Annotated in this window: 11 protein-coding genes; 8 read left to right on the top strand and 3 right to left on the bottom strand. The window is 42.2% G+C overall.

Annotated elements, in window-relative coordinates; translation table 11 throughout:
• Positions 1-140: 140 nt before the first annotated feature.
• Positions 141-1,499: an L-serine ammonia-lyase gene (locus BKN38_RS03725; protein ID WP_066455818.1), complete on the bottom strand. Its 1,359-nt coding sequence runs from the start codon at positions 1,497-1,499 to the stop codon at positions 141-143.
• Between the two features lie 262 nt (positions 1,500-1,761).
• Positions 1,762-3,048 (bottom strand): aromatic amino acid transport family protein, encoded by a 1,287-nt coding sequence (locus BKN38_RS03720; protein WP_066455821.1) that lies wholly within the window; start codon positions 3,046-3,048, stop codon positions 1,762-1,764.
• A gap of 216 nt (positions 3,049-3,264) precedes the next feature.
• On the opposite strand from BKN38_RS03720, the gene fabG reads away from it, so the two are divergent.
• The 4 genes from fabG (at position 3,265) to accA (ending at position 6,769) form a co-directional block, all read left to right on the top strand.
• Complete coding sequence (gene fabG, locus BKN38_RS03715) at positions 3,265-4,008, top strand: 3-oxoacyl-ACP reductase FabG (protein ID WP_066455825.1); 744 nt, start codon at positions 3,265-3,267, stop codon at positions 4,006-4,008.
• Positions 4,009-4,080: 72 nt separating this feature from the next.
• The gene (gene acpP / locus BKN38_RS03710) at positions 4,081-4,314 is read left to right on the top strand and encodes an acyl carrier protein (RefSeq protein WP_066455826.1); all 234 of its coding nucleotides are present in this window, start codon (positions 4,081-4,083) and stop codon (positions 4,312-4,314) included.
• Positions 4,315-4,375: 61 nt separating this feature from the next.
• On the top strand, positions 4,376-5,623 hold the full coding sequence (locus tag BKN38_RS03705) for a beta-ketoacyl-ACP synthase II (RefSeq protein WP_066455828.1): 1,248 nt from the start codon (positions 4,376-4,378) through the stop codon (positions 5,621-5,623).
• A 210-nt stretch (positions 5,624-5,833) separates the two neighbouring features.
• Positions 5,834-6,769, top strand: a complete 936-nt coding sequence (accA, locus tag BKN38_RS03700) for an acetyl-CoA carboxylase carboxyl transferase subunit alpha (RefSeq protein ID WP_066455830.1) — start codon at positions 5,834-5,836, stop codon at positions 6,767-6,769.
• 72 nt (positions 6,770-6,841) lie between these two features.
• Here the strand turns inward: accA and BKN38_RS03695 are convergent, their stop codons facing one another.
• Positions 6,842-7,666 carry a TSUP family transporter gene (locus BKN38_RS03695; protein ID WP_082942542.1) on the bottom strand — a complete coding sequence of 275 codons (825 nt, stop codon included), beginning with the start codon at positions 7,664-7,666 and terminating at the stop codon, positions 6,842-6,844.
• 436 nt (positions 7,667-8,102) lie between these two features.
• Here BKN38_RS03695 and dndC point away from each other — a divergent pair, with 436 nt between their 5' ends.
• The 4 genes from dndC to BKN38_RS03675 are packed head-to-tail and all read left to right on the top strand — an operon-like array spanning position 8,103 to position 13,281.
• Entirely contained in the window at positions 8,103-9,782 is a 1,680-nt protein-coding gene (gene dndC, locus BKN38_RS03690; RefSeq protein ID WP_371113550.1) for a DNA phosphorothioation system sulfurtransferase DndC, read from the top strand.
• Positions 9,782-10,660, top strand: coding sequence for an AAA family ATPase (locus tag BKN38_RS03685; protein WP_066455832.1), 879 nt, complete (start codon positions 9,782-9,784; stop codon positions 10,658-10,660). Before dndC ends, BKN38_RS03685 begins: the two co-directional genes overlap by 1 nt.
• Entirely contained in the window at positions 10,636-11,769 is a 1,134-nt protein-coding gene (locus BKN38_RS03680) for a hypothetical protein (RefSeq protein ID WP_066455834.1), read from the top strand. Before BKN38_RS03685 ends, BKN38_RS03680 begins: the two co-directional genes overlap by 25 nt.
• Before the next feature lie 9 nt (positions 11,770-11,778).
• Positions 11,779-13,281: an FtsK/SpoIIIE domain-containing protein gene (locus tag BKN38_RS03675; protein WP_066455837.1), complete on the top strand. Its 1,503-nt coding sequence runs from the start codon at positions 11,779-11,781 to the stop codon at positions 13,279-13,281.
• Positions 13,282-13,288 lie beyond the last annotated feature (7 nt).

Here is a 13,288-nt window from a genome sequence, read left to right as displayed (position 1 = left end):
TAGCTTCTTTAGTAAAACAATAGATATCTGATGCTGTTATTCTCTGCCTTTTTGTTGGAAAAGCAAAACCCTAGGCAACTTTGGTACCTAGGTTTTACGCTTTTAGATTCTGGCGGTTTGTATTTGGCGCTTTTGCGTCCTTAGCACACGCTGGAGAGTGTTTTGGCTAGGCCGCCGAGCGAGGTTTCGCGATATTTGGCATTCATATCTTTGCCGGTTTGATACATCGTCTTTATGACTTCATCAAGGCTTACTATCGGGATGCTTTTGCGCGTCATCGCCATGCGCGCGGCGGATATGGCTTTTATCGCGCCAAAGGCGTTGCGCTCGATACAAGGGATTTGCACGAGTCCGCCCACTGGGTCGCAAGTAAGCCCCAAGTGATGCTCCATAGCCACTTCCGCAGCATTGCACGCTTTGCGCGCTTCCGCACCTAGCACGGTAGCCATTGCAGCGGCTGCCATAGAGCTAGCAGAACCGATTTCGGCTTGACAGCCCGCCTCTGCGCCGCTGATGCTTGCATTTTTCTTGTAAAATGAGCCAATAAGCATCGCAGTCAGCAAAAAGTCAGTAGCTTCTTTGTCGCCAAAGCCTATGGTGTGGTTTTTGAGATAGAGCATCACGGCTGGGATCACCGCGCACGCGCCATTTGTAGGGGCGGTGACGACTTTTGCGCCGCTTGCATTTTCTTCAGCAATAGCGATGGCATATAGCGAGATAAAATCTATTATCCCCATAGGGTCAGTGGTCGCATGCACGCGCTCAAAAAGCCCCTTTGCCCTGCGCCTTAGATGCAATTTGCCGGGCAAATATTCTTGCGTGGGATGCGTGCCATTGTGATAGACTTCTTGCATCACTTGCCAGATTTCTAGACAATACGCCCTTATATCCTCTTCGCTAGCAAACTGCTTTTCATACTCCATAGAAAGCTGGGCGAGGTTGTAGCCCTTCTCATCGCAGAGATAAAGCGCTTTGGTAGAGTCATTTATCATAAAATGCGTAGAATCTGCATCTTCGCTAGAATCTGCACCATTTTCTAGCTCCTCTTCTGTTTTGACAAAGCCGCCACCCACAGAATAATACACGCTAGATTCTAGCTCTTTGCCGCTGCTATCAAAGACTTTGACACAAAGCCCATTTTCATGCAGTGGCAAAAACTCATCGCTAAATACTAAATCCTTGTCATAGTCAAAATCTATCTCTTTTTTGCCACAGAGATTTAGCTTTTTATCTTGCAGGGCGTGCGTGTTTATCGCCTCTTGCAAGTCTGCTTTGAGCCCGCGCGCCTGCACGCCGCTAAGCCCCCAAAGTATCGCTTTGTCCGTCAAATGCCCCCTGCCTGTGAGCGAAAGCGAGCCATAGAGGGTGATTTCTATATGCGTGATTTTATCAAGCAGTGGCGCTATTTTCTCGCAAAACATATTGCCAGCGACAAGCGGTCCTAGCGTGTGTGAAGAGGAGGGTCCTACGCCGATTTTGAAAATGTTTAGGTTACTCATTTTTCTCTCCTTTTGTCTTTTTGTTTATTTTTGTCCTTGAAAAGTCGTTGTTGAAAAGTTGCTGCTGATTTGCTTGCATTGCGCTTGCCAAAAGGCAGAATCTAGAATCTAGCAAGCGTCCAGAATCTAGAAAAAGCCAGAATCCAAAAAACTAGATTCTGCAAAAACTAGATTCTAGCGATTCAAAACTTTTAGATTCTAGCGCGCCAGAATCCAAAGCAAAATCCAAAGCAGAATCCAAACTAGAATCTAAAAACAGATTCTAGTTTAGCAGCCCATGCACCGCCGCAGATACTGCCAAAAGTCCCATGATGACGATGAAAATATCGCTTTTTGGGTTGCGGTATTTTTTCAGCACATCAAAGCGATATATACAATACACCGGCATCAAAAAGAGCAATATCGCAAGCACCGGTCCGCCGATAGATTCTATGATACCTATGACGCTAGGGTTTTTATACGCGACAATCCAAGCGATAAGGAAAGTGATGATTCCAGTGATGATGTTGGCGATGCGCCCGCTGATTTTGCCATTTGAGGCTTTGTATAAAATGCCATTGAGCCCTTCTTGCGAGCCTAGATAATGCCCCAAAAAGCTTTTGCTCATCGCGACAAATGCGACTATGGGCGAGACATAGGCTAGGAAAATCGCCTCTGGGAATTTATTAGCGATGTAGGTTAGGATATTGACATTTTGCGATTTTGCCAGCGCAAAATCTTCAGGTGTGAGGCATAGCGCGCAGGAAAACACGAAAAACATCACCACAATAGTCATCATAATAACCGCATAGCTTATGATAGAAGAAGCCTTCTTCTCTGCGCAGTCGGGGTATTTTTCTTTGCAGTGGCAGGCGAGTGATGAGATGATTGGCGAATGGTTGAAGCTAAACACAAGGATAGGGAAAATAAGCCAAAGCGTCACCAAAAAGCTTTGTCCATTTACTTCGCCAAGAGAGATATTTTCAAACAGCGCGCCATTCCAATGCGGAATCAAAAACAGCGCGATAATCATAAGCGTGATGATAAAAGGAAACACTAGCGCGCTCATCGCTTTTGTCACGATGCTAGAGTCAGATATGGATACAAGCATCAAAACTCCTACGATTAGAAAAGAGCTTAGCAGTCTGTTTGGCGCCTCCCAGCCCAGCTGATGCACGAAAAACTCACTCAAAGTCGTGGTGAGATTGGCACTATACACGAGTAATATTGGCAAAATCGCGAAAAAATATAAAAGCGTCACCAAAAATCCCCCACCTTTGCCAAAGTAAGTCTCTGCCACAAATGTAATATCATCATGTGGCTTAGAACTCCCTAGCACAAACCTACACAGCCCGCGATGCGCGAGATATGTCATCGGATATGCCAGCACCAAAATAACTAATAGCGGGATAAGTCCCCCCATGCCTGCATTGATAGGTAGCAGCAGCACGCCTGCGCCAATAGCTGTCCCAAAAAGACTTAGCACCCAGATGAGATCATCTTTACTCATTTTGGGAATCTGTTGTTTGGGGACTTGTTGCTCTAAGACTTTTTGCTTTTTTTGTGACATCTTAACTCCTTCTTGTGACATTTTGACTCCTTTTTGTCATTAGATGATTTATTATAACAGCATTTATGATAAAAGCTTGATTGTAAATCTAGAATCTCGCAAAAATGAACCAAAACAACACACAAACACAAAATACACGCAAGTATGTTGCGTTTCATAGTTATACATATATAATTTTTGGCTAATATGTCGCCTATTTTAGTTTAAGGAGCAAAAATGAAGTTTAATGGCAAAAATGTGCTAATCACTGGCGCATCAAGAAGTATCGGAGCAGAAATCGCGCGCGTGCTGGCTGGCTATGGGCTAAAAGTGTGGATAAACTATCGCAGCAAGCCAGAAATCGCAGACGCGCTAAAAAGCGAGATAGAATCCAAAGGCGGCAAGGCAGCGGTGGTGTGCTTTGATGCGACGGATGAGGCGGCGTTTATCGAGGGTATCAATGCTATCGTGCAAAGTGATGGCGAGCTAAGCTATCTTGTAAATAACGCTGGAATCACCAATGACAAACTAGCGCTTAGGATGAAAACGGAAGATTTTATGAGCGTGATTGATGCCAATCTAAAATCCTGCTTCATAGGCTGCCGCGAAAGCCTAAAAATCATGAGCAAACAGCGATTTGGCGCGGTGGTAAATATCGCTTCTATCATCGGTGAGCGCGGGAATGCAGGGCAGACAAACTATGCTGCTAGCAAAGGCGGGATGATCGCCATGACAAAAAGCTTTGCCTATGAAGGCGCGCCTAGAAATGTGCGATTTAACTGCGTGACCCCCGGATTTATAAGCACTGATATGACAGATGCGCTAAATGATGAGGTAAAAGATGGATACAAAAAAACCATACCTCTAGCGCGCTTTGGAGAAGCCAAAGAAGTGGCCGAAGCGGTGGCGTTTTTGCTTAGCGATTCATCAAGCTATGTGACTGGCGAAGTGCTTAAGGTAAATGGCGGACTTTATATGTAATTTTCAACTTTTAGTTGATTTAAGCAAAAATTTTGCTAGAATTGCGGATTATCAAAACCCAAAGGAGATAACATGGCATTGTTTGACGAAATCAAAGCAGAGATTGTAAAGCAGCTAAATGTAGAGGCTGACAAGGTAACACCAGAGGCAGAATTTGTAAAAGATCTAAATGCAGATTCTTTGGATGTTGTAGAGCTTATCATGGCGCTTGAAGAGCAGTTTAATGTAGAAATACCAGATGAAGAGGCTAACAAAATCCAAAAAGTTAGCGATGTAGTGACATTCATCGAAAACCACAAAAAATAACCAAGTCTATCTAGCGCGCGCTTAGTCGCGCCAAAACGCGCTTTGTAGTGTAAGGAGTATCATGCGTCGTGTAGTCGTTACAGGCATTGGTATGATCAATGCAGTTGGGCTTAATAAACAAGATTCTTTCAAGGCTATCGTGGAGGGAAAATGTGGCATCAGAGAGATAACCTCTTTTGATGCTAGTGAGTTTCCTGTGCGTATAGCCGCAGAGATAGAGGGATTTGACCCAGAAGAAGTGCTAAACCCCAAAGATGTAAAAAAAGCAGACCGCTTCATACAGCTAGGGCTAAAAGCTAGCAAAGAGGCTATGAATGATAGCGGGATTTTGGGAAGCGATGGGCGCTGCAGCGAGAATCTAGCTGATCGCTTTGGCGTAAGCTCTGCTGCAGGTATCGGCGGGCTAGGCAATATCGAGAAAAACTCTATCACTTGCTTTGAAAAGGGTCCAAAGCGCATCACGCCGTTTTTTATCCCTTCTGCGCTGGTAAATATGCTAGGCGGATTTACTTCTATAGAGTTTGGCATCAAAGGACCAAACCTAGCTAGCGTAACTGCTTGCGCGGCTGGCACGCATGCGATAAGCGAAGCGGCAAAAACCATCATGGTAGGTGGTGCTGATGCGATGCTAGTGATAGGCGCAGAATCTACTATATGCCCTGTAGGCATAGGCGGATTTGCCGCGATGAAAGCACTAAGCGAGCGCAACGATGAACCGCAAAAAGCCTCTCGACCATTTGACAAAGAGCGCAATGGCTTTGTCATGGGAGAGGGCGCTGGCGCGCTAATCTTGGAAGAATACGAAATGGCAAAGGCGCGCGGTGCTAAGATATATGCAGAAGTGGCGGGCTTTGGTGAAAGTGGCGATGCAAACCACATCACCACGCCAGCGCCAGAAGGCGAGGGTGCTGCTAGAGCGATGAATGCAGCACTTCAAATGGCGCAAAAAAGCGGCGCAAAAGTAGGCTATATCAACGCGCATGGCACGAGCACAGCGTATAATGATTTGTTTGAAACCATGGCGCTTAAAAAGGTGTTTGGCGGGCGTGAGAATGTCCCACCGGTGAGTTCGACAAAAGGGCAAATCGGACATTGTCTAGGTGGTGCTGGCGCTATAGAAGCGGTGATTTCTATCATGGCGATGACTGAAGGCGTGCTGCCACCTACGATAAATCAAGAGACAAAAGATCCAGAATGCGACCTAGACTATATACCAAATGTCGCGCGTGAAGCGAAAGTCGATGCAGTGATGAGTAACTCATTTGGCTTTGGCGGGACTAATGGCGTGGTGATTTTCAAAAAGATATAGTTTAGATTCTGCTTTTGCGATTTGTGGTATCGCATATATTTGCGGGTATTGTTAGCAGGTATTATTAGTGGTATCGCTGGGCGCTTGCTGCCTAGAGTTGGTGATTGCCGGGCGCGCTTGTGTTTGGCGCTTATGCTAGGTGCTTAATGTTTAGCGTTTGTATAAATACTTGCGCGCATTGTGATGATGCGCGCGGATCGGGGCTTGTGAATGGCAACTTGTTTGGATTTTGAGCGAGAGCTAAAAAGTATTCAAGATGATATAGAAATGGCGACTATCCGAGGCGATGACGCTGCCAAAAAAATACTCGAAAAAGAATACGCAAAAGAGCTCAAAAAAGTTTATAGCAATATGAGCGACTACCAAAAGCTCCAGCTTGCAAGGCATCCGGACCGCCCTTATGCGCTTGATTATATAGAGCTGATTTTGAAGGATTATTACGAGATTTGTGGTGATAGACATTTCCGCGATGACAAGGCTATCGTGTGTATGATAGGCAAAATCGATGAGCAACCTGTGCTTGTCATCGGTGAAGAAAAGGGGCGCGGGACCAAAAACAAAATCACTAGAAATTTCGGAATGCCAAACCCAGAAGGCTATCGCAAAGCATTGAAAGCTGCCAAGCTAGCCGAGCGCTTCAAAATCCCTATCCTTATGCTAATCGACACAGCGGGCGCGTATCCGGGCATCGGCGCAGAGGAGCGCGGACAAAGCGAGGCGATAGCTAAAAACCTGCAAGATTTCGCCGTGCTAAAAACGCCCACAATAGCCGTCGTCATCGGCGAGGGCGGAAGCGGCGGCGCGCTTGCTATCGCAGTGGCTGATAGGCTAGCGATGATGCAATACTCTATCTTTAGCGTCATCTCGCCGGAGGGCTGTGCGGCGATATTGTGGAATGACCCTTCAAAGATAGAATCCGCCACCAAGGCCATGAAAATCACGCCCGATGAGCTCAAAAAAGCAAATCTCATCGATGATATCATCCCAGAACCCCTAAGCGGCGCGCACAGAGACAAAGAAAGCGCCGCCAAAGCCATCAAACAATACTTCTTACAAAGCCTAAGCGAAATCACCAAAGATAAAAACTACCTCCAAAAACGCTATGATAAAATCATGAAATATGGCGCATTTGAAGAGCGCAAGTAGCGCATAGAATCATAAATCTGCTAGATTCTGCTAGAGAATCTAAAATATTGAGTAAATCCGCGTGGCATACCGCTAAAAATACTGCCTATAGAGCAAATACAAACAAGCGGCGATAGAAGTAAGCGCGACTAGAGGCTTTATGATAGTGATGCCATATTTTATGGCAAGCCTTGAGCCTAGATTTGCGCCGATAAACTGCCCCAGCGCCATGACAAGCCCCAGCGCCCACAAAATCTGCCCGCTAAGCGCAAAAACGAGCAAAGAAGCGATATTTGAAGTGAAATTAAAAAGTTTGGCATGGGCGAGCGCTTTGGTGATGCCAAAGCCACCTAGCGAAATCATCGCTAGCATAAAAAACGAGCCAGTGCCCGGACCAAAAAATCCATCATACGCGCCAATCGCGCCTAACAAAAGAGCAAGGGTTATGCGAGAGACTTTTTGCGCGCTAGATTCTTGCGTGATTTTGGGTGAAAATGCGAAATAAAAGGCAAAAATGATAAGCAAAAATGGGATGCATTTGGCTAGAAAATCCGCGCTAAAAAATTGTATAGCAATCGTGCCAAGTAGCGCAAAAATAAATACACAAAAAATAAAAAATAGATTCTCTCTAATTTTTAGCAAGTCTTTTTGATAAAAATGCAACGCGGCAGAAAAGCTGCCAAAGCAGGCTTGGAGCTTGTTTGTCCCAAGTGCGATGTGCGGAGGGATACCGGTGGCATAAAGTGCGGGGATAGTTATCATCCCGCCACCCCCAGCGATAGAATCTATAAACCCCGCCACAAGTGCTGCCACAAACAAAAACACCACAACACCAGCCGACAAATCAATACCAAAAAAATCAAAAATATTTAAATATTCCAAAAACGCCAAAAACTGGGTAGATTCTGCCGATTGCATATTTTGCTGTTCCTTGTGTGCTTTGTGGGTGGTTTTAGTGGTGCTCGATGCTTTGTGTTTTGGGGTATTTATAATTTTAACTCAATATTTTATAAATATCACAAATAGCCTCGCAAATAACATCAAAATAATAACAAAGCTAAACGCAAAATATATTTTATCTTATTTTGGCTTGGTTTTAAAATAGCACTTGATTATTTTTGTATTTTGCGATGTTTTGGATTCTACGCTAAACTCCTGCGTTGATCCATATATTTTGTTTTAAAAGTCTTGAATTTTGTATTTTTTAATGCTAGAATAACGCGTTTATCTAGAGTAAAAATATCAAAATAAACACAAAAAATTAATACAAGGCGATGTGGAATCATGGATGATGTTCTTGCTACAGGCTTAGGATTATCATTATTGCAAGAAAGGGGGTCTAGATTCTTTTCTTATTTTTGATATCCGTGGCAGGCAAACTTTTGCAGGGGCGCATTTTCCGGGTTCTATAAATGCAAAAGATGAAAAAAGCATCATAGATTTTTATAAAAAATCAAAAGCACAAGGTGATAAACTGCAAAAGCCTTTGCTTATAGTATGTTTTAGCTCTGTAAAATCTAAGAAATCCGCCAATATTTTAAGCAAAGACACAACTTTTGCCAAATTTTATCCACATAAAAATATTTATTATTTAAATTGTGGGATAATGGAGGCATTTGATAGTGGATTTACTCCTGTTAGCTTGCAGGATGAGGGGCCAAAAAATGCCACGCAGATATCCACACAAACATCACAAACTAAGCAAAAGCATCATTCGCACATCGCACAAACACTAGAAATATTGCGCGAAAAATATCTCTCATCAAACAGAATCTGGATAATAGCATTTAGCGGCGGCAAAGATTCTACCTGTATTTTGCAGCTTGTTTATGAGATGATATATTATTTGCCTCCAAACAAACGGCGACAAACTTATGCAATAGCCTCAAATACGCTTGTCGAAGCCCCACATATCGAAAAATTTTTGGTAAGCGTAGTGGATTCTATAAATATGCACGCAAAGCAAAACAATATTCCATTTGAAGTTTTGCAAGTAAGCCCTAGCCTAAAAGATGACTTTTGGGTAAATTTGATTGGCAAGGGCTACCCAAGCCCCACGCGCACTTTTAGGTGGTGCACTGATAGGCTAAAAATTATTCCAGCAAAAGATGAAGTGGCAAAAATTACCAATAAATTTGGCTCGGCACTTTTGATTCTAGGCACTCGCAAAGCAGAATCTAGCAACAGAAAAATCTCCATAGAAAAACGCATTTTAAGCGAAGATGGATATTCTCAACATCAAGATTTTCCAAATACGCTCACCTTTTCTCCTATCGCCGAATGGAGCACTGATGAAGTTTGGGCGTATTTGAGCACGCATAAGCCGCTGTGGGAGAAGGACCATAGCGAGCTATTTTCGCTTTATACAAAAGCTAGTGGCGATGAGTGCCAGTTTATCACAGACATAAATCAAAAAAGCTGCGGTGGCTCGAGGTTTGGCTGCTGGGTTTGCACTGTGGTAAATGAAGATAAATCACTGCAAGGCTTTATAGAATCTGGAGATGAAAATCTAAGATGCCTAAATGATTTTCGCAATTATATCAAGGATTTGTGCGAGGATTATAGTGCTAGGGCGGATTATAAGCGAGATGGCAGGGCGATTTATAAAGTTGGCGGGCGCGGACCATTTTTGAGCCATATCCGCAAAAATATCCTAAAAAAGCTTTTGGATACAGAAAAAAATTTTAAGCAAAATGGTGGCACAGAGCTGATTAGCGATGCGCAGATTCTGGCTATTCAAAAGCAGTGGGATATGGACTTTGACTTTAACAAAAGCGCAATTTTATTAGCAAAGGAGGCTGGCAGAATGGAAGAGTTTAAAATAGAGCAAAGCAAAATTTTGCATAAAGAGATTTTGGATGAGGTGTCTAGCAAGGAGCTAAAGCCAAAAGAGATAGAAGATCTTATTGGCGCTTGTATTGACATTTATAATACGACAGGCTCAAGAGGCAGAGATAATGCATCTATCAAGATCAAAAAAGAGATAGAAAAGCTTTTGGAAGATAAAACTAGCAAGCAAGTGGAGGACGCGTAGTGTTTATTAGCAAGATAACTATTTGCAATCTTTTTGCATATTATGGAGAAATTACCATAGGGTTTAAAGAGCAAAAGGACAAGAATCTCTATTGTATTTATGGTGATAATGGCTTTGGGAAAACCAGCTTTATCCGATGTGCTAAGCTGCTATTTTTGGGTGCTGGCACTAGAGAATCCAATATCCCGCCTGTTATAAAAAGATTCTTCCCAAAAGCTGCAACACCGGCGCAATTCATAAAAGGCACTTCAAATTGGCTTGGGATACTAAACAAAGATGCTATCAATGAGATGAAGCAAGATTTTTTCGTATCATTTGAAGGTAGTCTAGATGGCAAAAGCTTTTATCTAAAGCGCTCTTTTGATAGCTCTGGTGACATTGAACATTTGCTATTTAAGCTTGATGGAGAAACTTTGCACGATGATGAAGCACAAGATAGAATCAATGCAATTTTGCCGCCAAATTTGGTAGAGTTTTTCTTTTTTGATGGTGAAGAGCTTGAGGCATTGAGCGATAATCTACGCACAAAATTGCGCGAAAAGATAGATGAGATTTTGCAAATTAAGCCTCTAGATATTTTAGTCAAGCAAATTGGCAAATATAAAGACGAATTAAAAGCAAATGAAATTGCCAATGAGGAACTGCAATTAAAACTAAAAAACGCAAAGCGCTCAAAAGAAAGCAAAGAAGATGAAATAAAACATCTAGTAGAAATGCTTGGGAATGCTGAAAAATTTATAGAGGAAAAGGCTGTTGAGATAGAAACTACGCGAAAGAGTATTGATAAACTAGAAGCAGATTTTAGCAAAGAAAGAGCAGGGCTTATTGATGAAAAAATAAGTTTGAAAAGGAGTTGCAAGGCTTCAAAGAAAGGCTAAAAGAAAGCATAAAAGGTGTGATTTTTGCGAGCAATGAGGCATTGCTGCAAGGAGTTAGAAACGAGATAGAAACCATAGAAAATAATCAATCAAAAAATGATATAGAAGTGCTAAGAAAGCTGCTTCCAGATATCAAAAAGAGCATTAGTGAAAGTATTGCAGAAAGCGAGAATCTAAAAGAGCTGGAGTTTGAAAGCCTCGAAGGCATCCTAGACAATCTGCCAAACAAATTAGAATCTAAAAGCTTTGCAGGGTCTTTCATACCGCAAAATCTGCTAATGCCACTTAGAGAAAGTTTGGTTCGAGTCGAAAAGTCGCAACTAGAAGGCGACATAAGAAATATCAAAGATCTAAGATCTAAGCTAAAGCGCCTCGCTAGTCTCTTGAATGCACTAAATACCGATGACTCCACCAAAGAAAGAAGAGAGATGCTAGAAGAGGAGCTAAAAAATCTCATAGATGCCAAAACAAAAAAAGATCAAGATAAAGATAGCCTAAAAGATAAGCTTAAGACTGCAGAACAAGAAAGGGTAGATATAGAAAAAGAAATTTATAATTTGGAACAAGGCATAAACACAGAAAGGATAGACAATAAGCTAAAGATTCTAGATGCTTTGCAAAAAAGCGTGCAGCAGTATAAAGATAAGCTTATTGAAAAGCTAAAAGATGAACTTCGCAAGCAAATTTTGGATAACTATCGGAAACTTTTGCTAAGTGACAATGTTAGCGATTTGGAAATCGATGAAAGTTTTGCGATAGGACTGAGAGATGAATATAGCCATCCTGTCATTGTAGAAAATCAAAGCAGCGGGCAAAAGCAGATTCTAGCTATCTCGATTTTTTGGGCTTTGAGTAAGCTTTCGCATTCTCGCTTGCCACTCATCATCGACACACCGCTAAGCAGGATAGATGCCACAAATAGGGCAAATATCATACAAAACTATTATGCCGGCGATTCTCAAGTGATTATTTTGCCACATAGTGGAGAGATGACACAAAGAGAATATGAGTATGCTAAGCCGCATTTAGCTGGACTATACAAGATAGAAAACCAAAGCAATAGACGACATGCCACTATAAAAGAGGCTAGAATCGAAGAAATTCTTTAAGGAAGCGACATGGCAGATTTTAATACAAATAATCACGAAGAAATGCTGATAGATAGAGTCAGGAAAAATGGCTTTGGAGTTGGCGATGATGGCGAGTTTCACAAATATTTTGTGCTAAGAGTAGCGATAGCTAGAGCGCTGAATGCCCCATTGTTTGCATTATCATCTCCAGACTGGGAAGGCAAAAGGCTGCAAGGCGATAAGGGCAAAGAATATAATTTGGAGCAAATCACAGGCAAGGGCAAGGATAAAAAAGATGATTTTGATCTTTTGATACGCTCTTTGCTCTATGTCAAACATAAAAAAGAACTAGATGGTGCCCAGATAGATATTTTTAATGATGATAAAGAATATCTAGGCATTTTGACGCGCTATATCCAAAGAGGGCTTTATGAGATAGAAACTACATGGAAAAGTAGCGATGATTTTTATCAGTGGTGTTTAGATCACTTGCAGCTTTCTCCCACACCAAGCGTGCAAGCAAGTCAAACCGCCAAAAATGATGGCGAGCTTGGCTATTTTGATAGATTGTATAGTTTCTTTAAAGAACGAGCGATAGATATTAGTCGTGTTAGTGAAATGGATTCTTATCGTCACCACATTTGCAAAATCGAGCTAAAAGATTCTGAGAAAATTTCAGCTTTCAACCAAGAAAAAAAGTGGCTTGATGAGTTTATGGGGGAGAATGTTTATGTAGAATCTTGCAAGGGTTTAAGCAAGATTTATGATATCCAAATAGCAAAACCGCAAGAAGAGTGGCAATATCTTGGCAAGAGCGAATTTGATGAGGGATTGTTGTATTTGAGTAAGCAAAATTACGCGCTTGGTATTTTTGCAGGAAAAAGCGTCAATAAAGAGCCATTTTGCTTTGATTTAAAAGACACGCCACATTTATTTGTAGCTGGGACGACAGGAAGTGGCAAAAGCGTTTTTCTAAAAGCACTTATACTTTGCTTGCTGCAAAATGATAATGTCGCAATCGACATCATAGACCCAAAGCATGGTGTGAGCTTCAAGGAGTTTGAGAATGTCGAGCGAATCAATATTATCAAGGATTCTCAAAGTGCTGTGCAGTGCGTGGAGAATCTAGTCGATCAAATGGAGGAGCGATTTAGTCGAGTGGATAGTGGCGATAGCTTTGACAATATGCCCTACAAAGTTTTGATCGTCGATGAGCTAAATGACTTGATAGATGAAAAACAAGACATAAAAAAATCCCTAAAAAGGCTAGCCCAAAAGGCAAGAGAAGCCAAAATACATCTAGTGCTCGGCACCCAAAGACCAGATGGCACGATTTTGAAAGGGCTAAAAGGAAATATACCAAGTAGCGTTGCTTTGCAAACCAAAAACAGCAATGAATCCAAGGTTATTTTGGATGAAGAGGGTGCGGAAAAGCTTCTTGGCAAGGGCGATATGCTGGTGCATTTATCAAGCGGCATTAAGCAAAGGGTGCTTGGCGTGTTTTTATCACCTCAAGAGATAGGCGCATACCTTCAAAATTTGCGCAATTAATGCTTTG

This window comes from Helicobacter sp. CLO-3 (genome assembly GCF_001854545.1).
In the GTDB taxonomy this organism is placed as follows: Bacteria; Campylobacterota; Campylobacteria; order Campylobacterales; family Helicobacteraceae; genus Helicobacter_B.
This window is presented reverse-complemented; position numbering and strand designations above follow the sequence as displayed.